The sequence below is a fragment of the Candidatus Methylomirabilis sp. genome, from assembly GCA_036000645.1.
Classification (GTDB): Bacteria; Methylomirabilota; Methylomirabilia; order Methylomirabilales; family JACPAU01; genus JACPAU01.
Map to the genome: position 1 here is coordinate 1 of DASYVA010000160.1, position 16,687 is coordinate 16,687.

Here is a 16,687-nt window from a genome sequence, read left to right on the forward strand (position 1 = left end):
TTTCCTCTGAGGTCGCCCCCTTCGCCAAGACGGGGGGCCTGGCCGATGTGGCCGGCGCGCTGCCGCGGGCACTGGCGGGCCTCGGGGTGGAGGTGACGGTCGCCCTGCCGCGGTACCGCGCGATCGACGGGGCCCGGTTCGGCCTCCGGAAGGTCCGTGAGGGCGTGCGGGTCCCCGTCGGGGACCGGCAGGAGACGCTCACGGTCTTCGAGGCGCCGATGCCGGGCGCCCGCGCCCTCTTCCTCGGGCACGAGGGGTTCTTCGGCCGCGAGGGCCTCTACCAGGAAAAGGGACAGGACTACCCGGACAACGCCGAGCGCTTCACCGCCTTCGCCCGCGGGGTCCTGGAGGTGGTCCGGGCCCTGGGCCTCACCCCGGACCTCCTCCACTGCAACGACTGGCAGACCGGCCTCGTCCCCCCCTACCTGAAGACCCTGTACGCCGCCGACCCGGTCCTGGGCAGGGCAGCCACCCTCTTCACCATCCACAACCTGGGCTACCAGGGGCTCTTCCCGCCCGAGAAGCTGCGGGTCACCGGCCTTCCCTGGGAACTCTTCCACTGGCAGGGCCTGGAGTTCCATGGGAAGGTCAACGTCCTGAAGGCCGGCCTCGTCTACGCCGACTGCCTGAGCACGGTCAGTCGCCGCTACAGTCAGGAGATCCAGACCCCGGAGTTCGGCGCCGGGCTCGACGGCGTCCTGCGGGAGCGGGCCGCCGACCTGTACGGGATCCTGAACGGCGTGGACACGGAGGAGTGGAGCCCGGCCGCCGACAAGCACCTGGCTGCCCACTACAGCCGCGCGGACCTCAGCGGGAAGGCGGTCTGCAAGGCCGACCTGCAGCGGGCGATGGACCTCCCGGTCCGTCCGGAGGTGCCGGTCCTGGGGGTGATCTCCCGCCTCGCCGACCAGAAGGGGATCGACCTCGTGGCGGCCGCGGCGGACGCGTTCCTCGCCGAGGGGGCCCAGCTCGTCCTCCTCGGGACGGGGGATCCCGGGCTGGAGGCGGCCTTCGTGGCGTTGGGCCAGAGGCAGCCGACCCGGGCCGGAGTCCGGATCGGCTTCGACGTCGCCCTCTCCCACAAGATCGAAGCCGGGTCCGACCTGTTCCTCATGCCCTCCCGGTACGAGCCCTGCGGCCTGAACCAGATGTACAGCCTCCTCTACGGGACCATCCCCGTGGTCCGAGCGACGGGGGGGCTGGACGACACGGTCGTCCCCTTCGACCCGACGACTGGCGAGGGGAACGGCTTCAAGTTCACTGAGGCGACGGCGGAGGGGCTGCTTCGGGCGGTGCGCGGGGCGCTCGCCTGCTACCGGAATCGGCCCCTCTGGAACCGGCTCGTCCAGAACGCCATGGCGGCCGACTTCTCCTGGACCCGCTCGGCCCAGGAGTACGTCCAGGTGTACCGGCGCGCCATCGCCAAGCGGCGGGGCGGGGAGCCCTAGAGGCCCTCGGCCTGCGCCGCGCCGTTGGCCGGGGTGAATTGACGCCTCTCCCGGGCGGGCGTATCATCCCGAGAGAGCGGCCCGCGTCCGGCACGGCCGGGTGCGGGCCGGCGAGGAGGTGCGGGATGTATTACCCGGTGTACCGGCCCCGGCGGCTGCGCAAGACGGAGACCTTGCGGCGGATGGTCCGGGAGACCACCCTGCGGGTGGACGACCTGATCATGCCGTTCTTCGTCCTCCACGGGCGCGGGGTACGCGAGGAGATCGCGCCGATGCCCGGGACCTTCCGCCTCTCGGTAGACGAGCTGGTCAAGGAGGTGAAGGAGGCCGCCGCCCTGGGGGTCCCGGGAGTCCTCCTCTTCGGCATCCCGGAGACCAAGGACGCCTATGGATCCGAGGCCTACGCGAGCGACGGGATCATCCAGCAGGCCATCCGGGCGATCAAGGACTCGGTCTCGGACCTGGTCGTGATCGCGGACACGTGCCTCTGCGAGTACACCAGCCACGGCCACTGCGGGGTGGTGGAGGAGGGCCGGGTCCGGAACGATCCGACGCTCGAGCTCATCGCCAAGACGGCCCTCTCGCAGGCGGAGGCGGGGGCCGACATGATCGCCCCCTCCGATATGATGGACGGCCGGGTGGCGGCCATCCGCGAAGCCCTCGACGAGGGCGGCTTCGAGGAGATCCCCATCATGGCCTACGCTGCCAAGTACGCCTCGGCCTTCTACGGCCCGTTCCGGGAGGCAGCCGGCTCCGCCCCCCAGTTCGGCGACCGCCGCGCCTACCAGATGGACCCGGCCAACGCCGACGAGGCCCTGCGGGAGGTGGCCCTGGACCTGGAGGAGGGGGCGGACATCGTGATGGTGAAGCCGGCGCTGCCCTACCTCGATGTGATCGCCCGGGTCCGGGCCGAGTACGCCGTCCCGATCGCTGCCTACAGCGTGAGCGGAGAGTTCGCCATGGTGAAGGCGGCCGCGCGCCTCGGCTGGCTGGACGGGGAGCAGGCCATGCTGGAGGCGCTCACGGGGATCAAGCGGGCCGGGGCCGACCTCATCCTGACCTACTTCGCCAAGGACGTCGCGGCGCTCCTCCGGGAGCGTCGGTAGGCCTCCCTGGACCCGCGCTCCCATCCTCCCCTCAGCCCGGAGTGTACTGCCATGCGGCGGGAGACGTCGCGCCGGCTGTTTGAAGAAGCCCAGCGCCTGCTGCCGGGTGGGGTGGATTCGCCCGTCCGGGCGTTCCGCGCCGTCGGGGGGGACCCCTTCTTCGTTGCCCGGGGGGCGGGGCCGCTCCTTACCGATGTGGACGGTAACGACTATCTGGACTACGTCTGCTCCTGGGGACCGCTCATCCTCGGGCACACCCATCCGGAGGTGGTCGCCGCCCTGCGGGAAGCCATCGAACGGGGGACCTCCTACGGGGCGCCGACGGAGCAGGAGGTGCGGCTGGCCGGACTCGTCCAGGAGGCCTTCCCCTCGATCGAGATGCTCCGCTTCGTCTCCTCCGGGACGGAGGCGGCCATGAGCGCCATCCGGGCGGCCCGGGGGTTCACGGGGCGGGAGAGGGTCATCAAGTTCGAGGGCTGCTACCACGGCCATGCCGACAGCCTCCTGGTCAAGGCCGGCTCTGGCGCGGCGACCTTCGGCGTCCCGGACTCGGCCGGCGTCCCGGCGGCGCTCGCGCGGGGGACCATCGCGCTCCCCTTCAACGACCTGGACGCCGTCCGGCGCGCCCTCGAAGCCGTGGGGAAGGAGGTCGCCTGTCTGATCCTGGAGCCGGTGGTGGGGAACATGGGCGTGGTTCTGCCCCGGCCCGGGTTCCTGAGCGGGCTCCGGGAGCTCACGGCCCGGCACGGGGTTCTCCTGATCTTCGATGAGGTCATCACCGGGTTCCGCCTCGCCCTCGGGGGGGCCCAGGAGGTCTATCGGGTCCCGGCGGACCTCACCTGCCTCGGGAAGATCCTCGGGGGGGGCCTCCCGGTCGGGGCCTATGGCGGGCGGCGGGAGATCATGGAGCAGGTCGCCCCGCTGGGGCCTGTCTATCAGGCCGGGACCCTATCGGGGAACCCGCTGGCCATGACGGCCGGGATCGCCACGCTGACCCTCCTGAAGGCCCCGGGCTTCTACAAGAGTCTGGACGAGCGGGCGGCGACTCTGGAGGAGGGGCTGCGCGCCGCCGCCCGAGAGGCGCGGGTGGCCGCCCGGGTGCAGCGGGCCGCCTCGATGCTCACGGTCTTCTTCACCGATCGTGAGGTCTGGTCCTGGACCGACGCGGACACGGCCGACCGGCAGCGCTATGCCCGGTTCTTCCGGGGGCTCCTGGAGCAGGGCGTCTATTTCCCCCCGGCGCAGTTCGAGGCGGCCTTCGTGTCAGCCGCCCACGCGGCCGGCGACATCGCGGAGACGGTCCGTGCCGCCCGGACGGCCTTCGCCGGCGCCGCTCTCTAGAATGGTCTCCTTCGACTTCCTCCAACACCTCGCTGACCGCTTCGAGCAACCCCCCGCCGCGGTCGACGCCGCCGCGTGCACCCGGGAGATGACCTTCCTCTCCCGGTGCCAGCGCTGCGTCGAGGCCTGCCCGCACGCGGCCATCGACCTCACGGGAGCCGTGAAGGTCCTCCCCGCCTGCACCGGGTGCGGGGCGTGCCTGACCGTCTGCCCCACCGACGCCTACCGTCTCCCGGAGAGCGGCCTGGGGGACACCCTCGCGCAGGTCGAGCGCGCGGCCCGGGCCGCCGGCTCAGCGGTCGTCACGTGCGTCAAGAGCCGCGTCGCCCGCCAGGCGGACGCGGTCCTCCCCTGCCTGGCGCGGGCGGAGGAGACCCTCTTGCTGGGCGCGTTCGCCGCAGGAGCGCGGGAGGTGACCCTCGTGCGCGGTCCCTGCGGGGGATGCGAGAACGCCCCGGCCATGCCCCGTCTCGAGCGGACCGTCGCCCGCCTGCAGGGGTGGAGCGGCGCCCTGCCCGCGACGGGCGGGTTGCGCCTGATTCCTGAGGCGGAGGCGCCGGCCCGCCAGCGGCGACGGGCCGAGGTCGAGCCGGAGCGCCGGGCCTTCTTCGCCTGGATGCGGCGGGAGGGTCTGCAGGTGGCGGCGAAGGTGGCGGATGAGGTGGCCGAGGGATGGAGCGGCCGCCGGGCCCCCTCGCCCCGTGGGACCCTCTCCTCCGAGCGGCGTCTTCTCCTGGGGCTGCTCCGCCGGCTGCCGGGACCCGATGGGATCCTCCCCTATGACCCCGAAGGCCCCTTCGCCGACCTCGAAGTGGATCTGGACGCCTGCGACGGCTCCGCCACCTGCGTCCGGGTCTGCCCCACGGAGGCTCTGAAGCAGCCGGAGAGCCCGGAGGGCTTTACGCTCACCTTCCAGGCGTCCCGGTGCGTCAACTGCGGCCTTTGCGTGGAGCACTGTGCGCCAAAGGCGCTCGGCTTCGCGCCGCGCGTCCCGGTGGCCGCCCTCAGGCAGGGGACGGTCCGGGTCGCTGTCCGCAAGACGAGCGCCCACTGCACGGCCTGCGGCCTGCCGTTCTTCCCCTCCAGGGCGACGGCGGGGAGCGGCCGGTGCAAGTATTGCGGGATGCCGGACTTGTTCCCGGCCGTGCCGGCCGCGGACGCGGCGGGCGGTGCCGCGGACGGGGCCGGCCCGTCGGGTCCCCCTGCGGGCGAGGCTGTCCCATGAGTGGGGTTCGCCCGGTCACCGGCGAGGCACGCGCCGCCCCCGCGCTTGCCGCGGCCGGCAGGAGCATCCGGCAGCGGGCCACGGAAGCCTGGGAGCGGCTCGGTCCCACGCTGCGGGTCTTCGCCTTCCTCCGGGTCCTCGTGATCGTGGGGAGTCTCCTGTGGGTCCTCCTCGCGCCTCTGCCCGCCGCGACCCGCCAGTCCGTCGCCCTGCTCCTGCTCACCTTCGCTGCCTACAGCGCGAGCCTGTACGCCCTGGTCCTCCTCCGCGGGTTGACCATGGGGGCGCTCAACCTCTGGGTCTTCGCCCTGGACCTCGGCTTCGCCACAGTCCTGGTCCATCTCACGGGAGGGCTCGAGAGCAACTTCTATCTCGCCTTCTATCTGCTGACCGCCCTCCAGGCGTTCTACTACGGCCTCCAGCGAGGGATCGGCGCGTCGGCCCTCTCGTTTTTGCTGTACGTGGCGGTGTCCTGGCCGGGCCTCGCGCCGGAGGCCTGGAGCGCCCTGGCCCTGCGCGGAGCGTTCCTGGCGCTGCTGGGGGTCTCCCTCGGCCTCCTCTCGGAGCGGGAGCGCCAGCGGCGGCGGGAGATGGTCCAGCTCAACCGGGACCTGACGGAGCAGCGGGAGCGGATCCGGGAGATCGTGGAGACGATGCAGGACGGGGTCATCGTCCTGGACCGGGACCGGAGGGTGACCCACTGGAACCGCGCCCTGGAGGAGCGCTACGCGGTGAAGCGGGAGGAGATCCTGGGGCGGGACCTCCTGGAGGCCTTCCCGGCCCTCCGCGAGGAGGGGTTCGCCGCCTTCCTGGACCAGGTCTTCGGGGGCCAGGCGGCCACGCTGACGCTGGAGCGCTTCGCCCACCGGACGCTCCGTCGGGGGGAGGTGATCCTGAACGTCAAGGGGACCGCCATGCGGGACCTCCGGGGGGAGGTCCAGGGGACGCTCATCACGGTGGAGGACGTGACGGAGCGGGTGGGTCTGGAAAAGGCGATGCAGCAGGCGGAAAAGATGGCGGCCATCGGCACCCTCTCGGCCGGCCTGGCCCACGAGATCAACAATCCCATCGGCGTCATCGCCTCCCGCGTGGAGTGCATGCTGCTCGAGGCGGAGGAGCAGAGCCTCTCGGAGACGGTTCGGGGCGATCTGCGAGTCATCGCCAAGCACGCCGATCGGGTGGCCCGCATCACGCAGGGGCTCCTCTCCTTCTCCCGCGCCCAGGCCTGGCGGCTCACGCCCGTGGACATTAACACCGTCGTGGAAGAGGCCCTCGTCCTGATGGAGAAGCAACTGGCCCGGGAGAAGGTGACACTGGAGCAAGAGCTGGCCCCGGGCCTGCCCGCGGTCCTGGGGAGCGCCAACCACCTGCAGCAGGTGATCCTCAACCTCCTGACCAACGCCCGGGAGGCGATGCCGGAGGGGGGACGCCTCCGGGTGGCCACCCGCCGGGGGGGGCGCGCGGTGGAGGTGGAGGTGACCGACACGGGCAAGGGGATCCCGCCCGAGCACCTGTTGAAGGTCTTCGACCCGTTCTTCACGACGAAGGAGAAGGGCACGGGCCTGGGCCTCGCCATCTCCTACGGGATCGTGCGCGACCACAGCGGGAGTCTCGCGGTCCGCAGCCACGAGGGAGAGGGAACCACTTTCCTGGTCACCCTGCCCGCGGCAGGGGAGCGATAGGGGGCGGCATGGCGGAGGCGGCTCGGATCCTGGTGGTGGACGACGAGCCGGACATGGTCGAGACCGTGGCCCGGATCCTGACCCGCCTCGGCCACGAGTCGGTGACGGCCACCGACGGGCGGGCGGCCCTGGCGGCGCTGGAGCGGGAGCAGCCCGACCTGGTCCTGACCGACCTCAGGATGCCCGGGATGGACGGCCTGGAGGTCCTGAAGGAGGTCAAGCGGGTCATCCCCCAAGCGCCGGTGGTGCTCTTCACGGCGCACGCGACGATCGAGACGGCGGTCGAGGCGATCAAGGCCGGGGCGTTCGACTACATCACCAAGCCCTTCACGGCGGACCAGCTCCAGGTGGTCATCGAGCGGGCCCTCACCCAGCGGCGCCTGCAGGAGGAGAACCGCCGCCTGAAAGAACAGCTCCAGGAGTCGTACCGCTTCGAGAACATCATCGGACGCTCGCTGCCGATGCTGCAGGTGTTCGAGGTGATCAAGAAGGTGGCCCGGAGCGAGGCCAACGTCCTCATCGTCGGGGAGAGCGGGACCGGGAAGGAGCTGGTGGCCCGGTCCATCCACGTCAACAGCGCGCGGGTCGCCAAGCCCTTCGTGCCGGTGGACTGCGCCTCTCTCCCGGAGAACCTCCTGGAGAGCGAGCTGTTCGGGCACGAGAAGGGCGCCTTCACGGGGGCCCACATGACCCGCCCGGGCCTCTTCGAATACGCCAACGGGGGGACGGTCTTTCTGGACGAGGTGGGGGACCTGGGGGGGAACTTGCAGGCGAAGCTCCTGCGGGTCCTCCAAGAGCGGCAGATCCGCCGGGTCGGGGGCAACCGGCTCATCCCGGTGGATGTGCGGGTCATCTCGGCGACCAACCGGGACCTGGAGGAGGTGGTGAAGCGGGCCGAATTTCGGGAAGACCTCTTCTACCGGTTGAACGTCATCTCCATCCCCCTGCCGCCGCTGCGGGAGCGCAAGGGAGACGTCCCCCTCATCGCCCATCACTACCTCCGGAAGTACGTGGCCAGCAGCGGGAAGCGGATCACCGGGATCGCCCCGGAGACGCTGGCGCTGCTGGAGAGCCACGGGTGGCCGGGCAACGTCCGGGAGCTGCAGAACGTGATCGAGCGGGCCGTCGTCCTCGCCGAGCACGAGGGACTGCTCCCCGAAGATCTGCCGGAGCACATCCGGGTCCGGGAGGCGGGAGCCGTCGCGGCCGAGAGCCGGCCGGACCTCCCGATGAAGCGGGCGAAGGACGAGTGGACCCGGACCTTCGAGAAGGAGTATCTGCGTTCCCTCCTCAAGCAGCACGCGGGCAACATCTCCCAGGCCGCCCGCGCCGCCGGCGTGGACCGCAAGACCATCCACCGCCTCCTGAAGAAGCACGGCCTCGATGCCTCCTGACCCATCCGCCTGAGACACCCGCCCGCCCCGTGGGGCGCCGCTGCCCCACCCGGTCCTTCCGCGGAGATCCAGAGGGGAATCGGCCTTTCACCCGGCCCGGTAAGCCCCAGCCCGGTGCGGCGTCCATGTCCCGCCGCTGGCGCCGCGGGATTTCCCCCCGCGCAGAGCCGGTTCCCCGCCTCCTGCAAAAACAGAACGTTACGTGATCCTTCCTTCCCCGAGCGGCGTGAGCGGCCGTGGCACCGCTCTTGCTGAACTGCCCCGCAACTGGCGCTCTATCCCTGGCAAACAAGAGAAGAGAAAGGAGAGGATCGCCATGAGGTCACTCCCAGCCGCAACTTCCCTCTTACTCGGCGCAGCCCTGCTCCTTGGCCCTGCGGGAAACCCCTGGGCCCAGGAAGCCCTCCGGGCCAAGCTGACCGCGGCACCCGAGGTCCCGCCCCCGATCGAGCGGACCCGGCCGGCCAAGATTCTCGTCGAGCTGACGACCGAGGAGCACCGGGCGCAACTGGCTGATGGCGTCGAGTACGAGATCTGGACCTTCGGGGGGACGCTCCCCGGGCCCTTCATCCGGGTGCGCGTCGGCGATGAGATCGAGCTCTACCTGAAGAACGACAAGGCCAGCAAGTTCCCCCACTCGATCGACCTGCACGCGGTCACCGGACCCGGCGGCGGGGCGAAGGTCACCCAGACCATTCCGGGGGGGGAGACCGCCTTCGTGTGGAAGGCGATGAACCCGGGCCTCTACATCTACCACTGCGCGACACCCCCCGTTCCTCTCCATGTGGCCAACGGGATGTACGGCCTGATCCTGGTGGAGCCGCAGGGCGGCCTTCCCCCCGTGGACAAGGAGTTCTACGTCCTCCAGAGCGAGTTCTACACGCAGGGCAGGTACGGCGAGGAGGGGTTCCAGCCCTTCTCCTTCGAGAAGGCGGAACGCGAGCAGCCGGACTATGTCCTGTTCAACGGCCGGGTGGGAGCCCTCCTGGGGGAGCGGGCGCTGAAGGCGAAGGTGGGAGACCGGGTGAGACTGTACGTGGGGAACGCCGGCCCGAATCTGGCCTCCTCGTTCCACGTCATCGGGGAGATCTTTGACGCGGTGTACCCCGAGGGAGCGATCGGCGGGACCCCGAACAAGAACATCCAGAGCACCCTGATCCCGGCGGGCGGCGCGGCCATCGTGGAGTTCCGGCTCGACGCCCCCGGGACGTACCTGCTCGTGGATCACAGCATCTTCCGGGCGTTCGGCAAGGGGGCCCTCGGGGCGCTCGAGGCGACGGGCCCCGAGGCACCCGCGGTGTTCAAGGCCCTCCAGAGGGGATCTGGCCCGACAGGCCATTGATGGCGGTACGGGAGAGGGGCAGGAGGGGCTCGCAATGAAAAGGCTTCTGGTTCCGCTCGACGGGTCGCCCCTGGCCGAGAGCATTCTCGCCGTGGCGGAGGAGTGGGCGAAGGAAGAGGAAGCAGAGGTGTCCCTGCTCCGGTCGGTCCTGGTCCACCACCTCCCCGGCGGCGATGACACCGAGGCCCAGGTGCGGGCCGTGGGGGAGGCGGAAGCGTACCTCGCAGGGGTGGCCGACCGGCTGCAGCGGCGGGGCCTCAAGCGAGTCCGTTGGGCAGTCTGGTATGACGAGCCCGCCGCCGCGATCACCCAGGCGGTCGCGCGGAACGGGGTGGATCTGATCACCATGGCCACCCACGGCCGGGGCGGGTTGAGCCGCCTGGTCCTCGGCAGCGTGGCAGAGGCCGTCGTCCGGTCGGCCCGGGTCCCGGTCCTCCTGATCCGGGGCCAGTCCGCCTGGAAGCCCTGGGCGACCCGGAAGATGCTGGTCCCCCTCGATGGATCGGAGCTCTCTGAGGGCATCTTGCGGGTCGCGCAGCGGCTGGCCGGTGCGCGGGACCTTACCGTTGTCCTGTTCACGGTCATTGACCCGCTGGGCTTGCGCGGCATGGGCGAGACCTCGACGCGCCTGCCCGAGCTGATGGCCCACCAACGCGGGGATGCCGAGCGGCACCTGGCCAAGGTCGCGGAACCCCTCCGGGACGCGGGGCTGCGGGTGGAGTGCGTGGTCGGGTTGGGGAGGGCGGCCGAGGCGATCGCGGCCCTTGCCGGACGGGAGCAGGTGGATCTGATCGCGATGGCCACCCACGGCCGGAACGGGCTGAGCCGGCTGCTCATGGGGAGTGTAGCGGCGGACGTGCTCAGGAGGGCGCCGGTGCCGGTCCTGCTCTTCAAGGCGGGAGAACGGGCCGGATGAGTGGCGAGGCCCTCGCCACAGGAGGGGAGCATGACCCAGCCATGGATGCTGCTGACCGCGATCGTCGGCCTGGGCCTCGTATACGTTCTGGTGCCGGTCTTTCTCCAGACCTTCCGGCGCTTCCGGTCCCCGAAGCGCCTCGCCTGTCCCGTGACGGGGGGAAGGGCGGCCGTCCGGGTTGACGCGTCCCGCGCGGCGCTCACCGACGCCCTCGTCGGCCGCCCGCGCTTCCGAGTGGGGGACTGCTCGCTGTGGCCCGAGCGGAGCGGGTGCGCGCAGGGCTGCCTCGCCCGGCTCCAGTAGCGGCTGCGGGCGGGAAGGGGTCTGGGTCTCGCAAAAGGAGGGCCCAATGGGCAGGCGTCGCGGGCGGGCTGCGAAGTCGAGCGGGGGGATGCTTCGGTACTGGGTGCCGGGCGTGGCAGTCGCGCTGGTGGTGGGTGGGATCGCCCTCGCCTGGCTCGCCCGGGCGCCGGCGCCTCCCCGTGCCTCGGGCGGTCCCGGGCTGTCGGCGGTCAAGGCCGTGCCGGCCGCCGCGCGCCGCGAGACCCGACCGACCCTCGACCCGGCGCTCTTCGTCGGGAAGGCGGCGCTGGCCCACCGGGTCGCGCGGGAGATCCCCGACACTCTCGACCAGCTCTACTGTTACTGCGAGTGCGACAAGCACCTGGGCCACAAGAGCCTGCTCTCCTGCTATACGGACGGCCACGCGGCCACCTGAGACATCTGCATGGACGAGGCGCTGGATGCGTCTCGCATGGTGAAGGCCGGGTACCCGGTGGCCTGGATCCGCGCCGAGATCGACCGGAAGTACGGCCGATGATCTCTCGCCTGCTGGGGGCGATCCTCCTCCTGCTCCCCGCCGCCGCGGCCGCGCACGGGGAGCACGGCGCGGCCAGTCCCCTCGGCGGGATGAGTCGGGTGACGGTCCAAGGGTATCAGGTGGAGCTCCTGAGCCAGCCGGGCCCGCTCGCGGCCGGCCAGGAGAGCCAGATCGTCGCCAAAGTCTCCAAGAACTCCCCGCTCCGTGCCGTTTCCGGGGGGCGGGTGCTCATCAGCCTGGCCCCGGCGGGCGCCCTCCGCGATCCCTCCCCGGCCTCCGAGGTGACATGGGCCGGCAGCTACACGGTCACGGTCACCCCTGAGCGGCGGGGGCCCCACCAGCTCCGCGTCCTCCTGGAGGAGCTGGAGGAGCAGCGCTTCGAGCCGCCCCTCCTGGTGGAGTTCCAGGTCGCGGTCGAGCGGGCTCCCGGGCTCGGGGCGCTCGTCTGGACGCTCCTCGCCCTGGTCGGGGGCATCGCCGTCCTCGGGGTGTACGCCGTTGCCCTTCGGGCGAGGCTCGGGCCCCCGGCCGACGGGGCCCTCAACCTCCTGCAGATCCCATGGCTGCGGCGGCTCCTGACCGCCCCCGCGCTCCAGCCGTCGCTCCAGGTCCCGCTGCTCTTCCTGATGGGGGTGGTCGTGGTCCTCGGCTTCTTCGACGTCCAGGATGGCGGGGTCAACCTGGCCACGAAGCTCACCTGGACCATCTGGTGGGCCGGGATCATCTTCACCTTCTTTCTCGCGGGGCGCGTGTGGTGTCTGGCCTGTCCCTTCGGCGCGCTGAACGAGTGGACCGCGCGGCTGGCGGCGCCGGTGCGGCGGCTCCCCAGGCCGTTCCGGAACCTCTGGTGGGCCACGGGAATGTTCGTTCTCCTCACCTGGGCCGACGAGCAGCTCGGGGTGGTGCGCTCGCCGTGGGTGACCGCCTGGATCGTGCTCTTCTTCGCGGCCCTGGCGGTTGCGATCGGCCTCTTCTACGAGCGGCGGAGCTTCTGCCGGTACCTCTGCCCGATCGGGGGCCTGATCGGAATCTACTCCATGACGGCGCCCGTCGAGCTGCGCGCCAGGGATAGCGCCGTCTGCGCTGCGGACCGGGAGAAGGCCTGCTATCGGGGGAGCGGGGCGGCCCGGGGATGCCCGATGTTCGAGTTCCCCCAGACCATGGACCGGAACAATTACTGCCACCTCTGCGCCGAGTGCGTGAAGGGTTGCGGGCATGAGAATCTCCTGCTCCGCTTCCGCGCCTTCGGCAAGGACCTCTGGGCCTCGCGGCGTCGCGTCCTCGACGAGTCGTACCTGGCGGTCGCCCTGGTGGGGCTGACGCTGCTCGTGACCGCGCAGATGCTGACCGCCTGGCCGGTCTGGATCTCAGCGATGGCGCGCTGGCTCCCGGGCCTTGTCAAGAGTATCCTGAAGCCGGTCACGTACCTGGGGCTGGTCGAGTCGATCCTCCTCCTGGGCGGCGCTCTCGTCGTGGTGCCGCTCCTGATCCTTGCTGGGGCGGCGGTGGCCGACCGGCTGGCAGGGGCGGCGGGCCTCGGGCTTCGTAAGACCTTTGTCCTCTTCGGCTACATGTTCGTCCCGGTCGGGCTTGCGCTCCATCTGGCCCACAACCTGGCCCACCTGCTCCTCGAGGGGGGAGGGATCGTCCCCGTCGTCCAGCGTGCGGTGGCGCTCTACACGCCGTTCTCCCTCGGGCAGCCCGACTGGCGGATCCTCCCGCTGGCCCCCGAGCCGGTGGTCGGGCTCCTCCAGATGGCCTTCATGGTCGGGTTCTTCGGTCTGTCGCTCCTGGCCGGGCATCGGCTGTCGCTCCGCGCGTACCCGGACCCGCGGACCGCTAGCCGGGTCCTGATCCCGATGGCGGCGCTGTCCTTCGTCTTCACCGTGGCCGGCATCGTGCTGCTGAACCAGCCGATGGGAATGCGTCACGGGATGTGAGGCCCTCGGCCTGCTCCTCTCCCGGTGGGGGGGAGGGGTGGGGAGGGAAGAAAGGAGAAGCGATTGATGAAACGCACCTGGAAGTGGGCAGTCCCCGCCTTCCTGTTGGCGGTGGGGATCGGCCTGGGGCTCTTCGCCGCGCCGCTCGACGCGCAGCAGAAGAACGTCCTGGTCGCCAAGAAGGTCGCCGCCCCGCCGACGCTCGACGGGGTCATGGAGGACTCCTGGAAGAACGCCCCTCCGCTCACGGTCAAGGTCCTGGGGGGCCGGAACCTGCCCGGCGGAACGACGGAGGTCACGCTCCGCGCGGTCTACACGGCAGACATGGTGTACTTCCTCGCGCAGTACAAGGACGCGACCGACAGCGTCCGCCGGAGCCCGTGGGTGAAGCAGGCCGACGGCTCCTGGCAGAAGCTGAAGGACCCGAACGACAAGGGGGGGGATAACAACCTCTACTACGAAGACAAGATGGCGGTGATCTGGAACATCTCCTCTCCGGCCTTCGAGCAGCGGGGGTGCCTGTCGGCCTGCCACACTGGCGAGGGGAAGCCCTTCGGCAACAAGTACACCAAGGACGCCGGCGAGCGCCTGGACATGTGGCACTGGAAGGGCGTGCGGACGGGACCCGTCGGGCAGATTGACGACCAGTACGTGGACAGCACCCGGTACGACAAGGAGAAGAGCCCGGAGGCCGGTCGGCATGGCGATCCCAAGACGGGCGGGGGCTACAAGGACAACGTGAGCGATGATAAGAAGGGGCCGAAGTTCGCCCTGAAGGGGAACGCGCCGGCTCCGCCCTACTGGATCTTCGACAGCGAGAAAGAGCCGCTCGACAACGCGAAGTACAAGGCCGGCGACGAGGTGCCGGGGATCATCATCGCCCCCTTCGCCGACGACCGCGGCGAAATTGCCGCCAGGCACGCCTGGAAGGACGGCGTGAGGACGATCGAGTTTTCCCGGAAGCTCGTGACCGGCAGCGAGTTCGACGTGCAGTTCAGCGACATGAAGAAACAGTACGCCTTCGGCGTGTCGGTGTTCGACAACGCCCAGGTCCGCCACGCCTACAGCCCCGGTGTCCTGAAGATGGCATTCGAGTAGGTTGCAGATCGTCGCCGGGAGGGAAAAAATCCCTCCCGGCGGTTGCCAAAGTCTGTCCGCAGAAGTAGCATAGGCGGGCCGGCGGTTCCTCCGCGCCGGTCTGGCACGAGGCTCTCACCGGGTCTCTCCTCGGAGAGGATGCGGATGAAGCGGGCCAGGAACTGGACCGTCGCCCTCCTTTTCCCCCTCCTCCTCTGGCCTCTCGGCCCGGCTTCTGCCCAGTCCCTCTTCGGTCCCACCCAGGATCCGCTGGCCGGCGCCCGCGTGTTCGGGGTCAAGGGCTGCGCCGGGTGTCACGCCGTGAACGGCGTGGGCGGGACCGTCGGGCCCGATCTCGGCCGCATCCCGCGCCCCCGGTCCTTCTTCGATCTCGCCGCGGCCATGTGGAACCACCTGCCCCGCATGGCGGAGCGGATGCGGCAGCTCGGCATTCCGCGCCCCCACCTGAATGCCCGGGAGACCGGCGATCTCATTGCCTTCCTCTTCACGCTCAACTACTTCGATCCCCCCGGAAACCCCGAGACCGGCCGGCGGCTCTTCACCGAGAAGAAGTGCGTCGTCTGCCACCAGGTCCGTGGCGTCGGTGGGGTGGTCGGGCCGAATCTCGACTTCGTGCAGCAGTACAGCTCGCCGATCCTCGTGGCTGCGGCCCTGTGGAACCACGGCCCCGCCATGGCCCAGGCGATGCGGGCGAGGCGGATCGAGCGCCCCACCTTCCGGGAATCGGAACTGGTGGACCTGCTCGCCTATCTGAAGAGCGCCTCGCCGGAGCCGGTGGAGGGCCCCCTCTACGTTCTCCCCGGCCGGGCGGAGGAGGGACGCCGACTCTTCGCGGAGAGGCGCTGCCTCGCGTGCCACAGCGTGAGGGGGCAGGGCGGCCGCGTGGGCCCCGATCTGGCGGAACGGGTCGTTCATCGGAGCCTGACGCAGTTTGCGGCGGCGATGTGGAACAAGGCCCCGGCCATGCTGGAGGCGATGAGGGTTCGAGGAATCGCGGTCCCCCAACTCACGGCCGGGGAAATGGCCGACCTCGTGGCCTACCTCTACGCCGTCCAGTATTTCGCCGACCCCGCCGATCCCCGCCGGGGCGAGGGCCTGGTGGCGAGCAAGGGCTGCCTGACCTGTCACACGCTCTCGGGCCTGGGGGGGAAGGTCGCGGGCGATCTGGCGCGGGTGAAGGGCCTCGACTCCTCCCCCGCGGTCATCGCCGCCTTGTGGAACCACGCTTTTCTCATGGAGCAGTGGCCCGAGCGGCAGAAGGTCGCCTGGCCGCGCTTCCGGGCCGAGGAGATGGCGGAGCTGGCGGCGTTCCTCCGAACGACGGGCCGGACCCGGTGATGCGGCCGGGGAGCCTCGCCGCGCTCGGGGGGCTCGGCCTCTCCGTTTCCCTCTCGCTGGCCTGGCCATCGGCGGCGCCGGCGCAGCAGGCGGCGGAGAGCTGCGTCACCTGCCACCTCGAGATGGGTGACGACCGGCTCGCCGCGCCCGTGAAAGCTTTCGCTGAGGACATCCACGCGGCCAAGGGGTTCGGCTGTGCCTCCTGCCACGGGGGCGACCCGAAGGAAGCCGGGATGGAGGCGATGGACCCCGCCAAGGGGTACCTCGGCAAACCCGACCGGCAGCAGGTCCCGCAGCTCTGCGGCCGCTGCCACTCGGACGCCCGGTTCATGAAGCGGTACAACCCCGCGCTGCGGGTAGATCAGGTAACCGAGTATGTGACGTCGGTGCACGGGAGGCGGCTCCGGGAGCTCGGCGACCCGAAGGTGGCGGTCTGCGTCAGCTGCCATCCGGCCCACGCCATCCGGCCGCCGTCGGACCCCCGATCGAGCGTCCATCCCCTGAAGGTGGCGGAGACGTGCGGTTCCTGCCACGCCGACGCCCCATACATGGCACCGTACAAGATCCCCACCGACCAGCTCCAGAAGTACAAGGGGAGCGTCCACTGGAAGACGATGGCGGAGAAGGGTGACCTCTCGGCCCCCACGTGCAACGACTGCCACGGCAACCACGGCGCGGCGCCGCCGGGGATCTCGTGGGTGGGCAACGTCTGCGGGCAGTGCCATACGGTGATGGCCGAGCTCTTCGCCAAGAGTCGCCACGCCAAGGTCTTCACCCAGCTGGGGGCCCCCGGGTGCGCGACCTGTCATGAGAACCATGAGATCAAGGAGGCGAGCGACGAGATGTTGGGGCTAGGGGAGGGGGCCGTGTGTGCCGCCTGCCACGCCGCCGGAGACAAGGGCGGGAAGGGCGCCGCCGATATGCGGGCGCTGCTCGACGGCCTCCGAGGCGAGACCGACAAGGCCCGCACAATCCTGCTGCAGGCCGAGCACGCCGGGATGGAGGTCAGCCAGGCCCAGTTCGAGCTGAAGGGCGCC

13 protein-coding genes and 1 pseudogene are annotated in these 16,687 nt (G+C 70.7%); all 14 read left to right on the forward strand.

The window, feature by feature from the left end; all coding sequences use genetic code 11:
• Positions 1-1,448: glycogen synthase GlgA (gene glgA / locus VGT06_09040; protein ID HEV8663268.1), on the forward strand; the 1,448-nt coding region annotated here is incomplete at its 5' end.
• A 125-nt stretch (positions 1,449-1,573) separates the two neighbouring features.
• Positions 1,574-2,554: a porphobilinogen synthase gene (hemB, locus tag VGT06_09045; protein ID HEV8663269.1), complete on the forward strand. Its 981-nt coding sequence runs from the start codon at positions 1,574-1,576 to the stop codon at positions 2,552-2,554.
• A 51-nt stretch (positions 2,555-2,605) separates the two neighbouring features.
• Positions 2,606-3,895, forward strand: a complete 1,290-nt coding sequence (gene hemL / locus VGT06_09050; GenBank protein HEV8663270.1) for a glutamate-1-semialdehyde 2,1-aminomutase — start codon at positions 2,606-2,608, stop codon at positions 3,893-3,895.
• Between the two features lies 1 nt (position 3,896).
• Entirely contained in the window at positions 3,897-5,120 is a 1,224-nt protein-coding gene (locus VGT06_09055) for a 4Fe-4S dicluster domain-containing protein (protein HEV8663271.1), read from the forward strand.
• Positions 5,117-6,802 (forward strand): ATP-binding protein, encoded by a 1,686-nt coding sequence (locus tag VGT06_09060; protein ID HEV8663272.1) that lies wholly within the window; start codon positions 5,117-5,119, stop codon positions 6,800-6,802. Before VGT06_09055 ends, VGT06_09060 begins: the two co-directional genes overlap by 4 nt.
• Before the next feature lie 8 nt (positions 6,803-6,810).
• The gene (locus tag VGT06_09065) at positions 6,811-8,196 is read left to right on the forward strand and encodes a sigma-54 dependent transcriptional regulator (GenBank protein HEV8663273.1); all 1,386 of its coding nucleotides are present in this window, start codon (positions 6,811-6,813) and stop codon (positions 8,194-8,196) included.
• 403 nt (positions 8,197-8,599) lie between these two features.
• Positions 8,600-9,499, forward strand: a pseudogene (gene nirK, locus VGT06_09070) (copper-containing nitrite reductase).
• A 73-nt stretch (positions 9,500-9,572) separates the two neighbouring features.
• Positions 9,573-10,454, forward strand: a complete 882-nt coding sequence (locus VGT06_09075; protein HEV8663274.1) for a universal stress protein — start codon at positions 9,573-9,575, stop codon at positions 10,452-10,454.
• A 30-nt stretch (positions 10,455-10,484) separates the two neighbouring features.
• Positions 10,485-10,757 carry a hypothetical protein gene (locus VGT06_09080; protein ID HEV8663275.1) on the forward strand — a complete coding sequence of 91 codons (273 nt, stop codon included), beginning with the start codon at positions 10,485-10,487 and terminating at the stop codon, positions 10,755-10,757.
• Positions 10,758-10,803: 46 nt separating this feature from the next.
• Positions 10,804-11,274 (forward strand): CYCXC family (seleno)protein, encoded by a 471-nt coding sequence (locus VGT06_09085; GenBank protein ID HEV8663276.1) that lies wholly within the window; start codon positions 10,804-10,806, stop codon positions 11,272-11,274.
• On the forward strand, positions 11,271-13,214 hold the full coding sequence (locus tag VGT06_09090; GenBank protein ID HEV8663277.1) for a 4Fe-4S binding protein: 1,944 nt from the start codon (positions 11,271-11,273) through the stop codon (positions 13,212-13,214). The genes VGT06_09085 and VGT06_09090 overlap by 4 nt, the downstream gene beginning before the upstream one ends.
• Before the next feature lie 66 nt (positions 13,215-13,280).
• Positions 13,281-14,312, forward strand: a complete 1,032-nt coding sequence (locus tag VGT06_09095) for an ethylbenzene dehydrogenase-related protein (protein HEV8663278.1) — start codon at positions 13,281-13,283, stop codon at positions 14,310-14,312.
• Positions 14,313-14,456: 144 nt separating this feature from the next.
• Positions 14,457-15,650: a c-type cytochrome gene (locus VGT06_09100; protein ID HEV8663279.1), complete on the forward strand. Its 1,194-nt coding sequence runs from the start codon at positions 14,457-14,459 to the stop codon at positions 15,648-15,650.
• Positions 15,650-16,687: cytochrome c3 family protein (locus VGT06_09105; GenBank protein HEV8663280.1), on the forward strand; the 1,038-nt coding region annotated here is incomplete at its 3' end. The genes VGT06_09100 and VGT06_09105, both read left to right, overlap by 1 nt.

What these genes read in the sequence shown, in the direction of transcription:
- hemB (HEV8663269.1), top strand. Translation starts at nt 1,574, where the DNA reads ATGTATTACCCGGTGTACCGGCCCCGGCGGCTGCGCAAGACGGAGACC.
- hemL (HEV8663270.1), top strand. Translation starts at nt 2,606, where the DNA reads ATGCGGCGGGAGACGTCGCGCCGGCTGTTTGAAGAAGCCCAGCGCCTG.
- VGT06_09055 (HEV8663271.1), top strand. Translation starts at nt 3,897, where the DNA reads ATGGTCTCCTTCGACTTCCTCCAACACCTCGCTGACCGCTTCGAGCAA.
- VGT06_09060 (HEV8663272.1), top strand. Translation starts at nt 5,117, where the DNA reads ATGAGTGGGGTTCGCCCGGTCACCGGCGAGGCACGCGCCGCCCCCGCG.
- VGT06_09065 (HEV8663273.1), top strand. Translation starts at nt 6,811, where the DNA reads ATGGCGGAGGCGGCTCGGATCCTGGTGGTGGACGACGAGCCGGACATG.
- VGT06_09075 (HEV8663274.1), top strand. Translation starts at nt 9,573, where the DNA reads ATGAAAAGGCTTCTGGTTCCGCTCGACGGGTCGCCCCTGGCCGAGAGC.
- VGT06_09080 (HEV8663275.1), top strand. Translation starts at nt 10,485, where the DNA reads ATGACCCAGCCATGGATGCTGCTGACCGCGATCGTCGGCCTGGGCCTC.
- VGT06_09090 (HEV8663277.1), top strand. Translation starts at nt 11,271, where the DNA reads ATGATCTCTCGCCTGCTGGGGGCGATCCTCCTCCTGCTCCCCGCCGCC.
- VGT06_09095 (HEV8663278.1), top strand. Translation starts at nt 13,281, where the DNA reads ATGAAACGCACCTGGAAGTGGGCAGTCCCCGCCTTCCTGTTGGCGGTG.
- VGT06_09100 (HEV8663279.1), top strand. Translation starts at nt 14,457, where the DNA reads ATGAAGCGGGCCAGGAACTGGACCGTCGCCCTCCTTTTCCCCCTCCTC.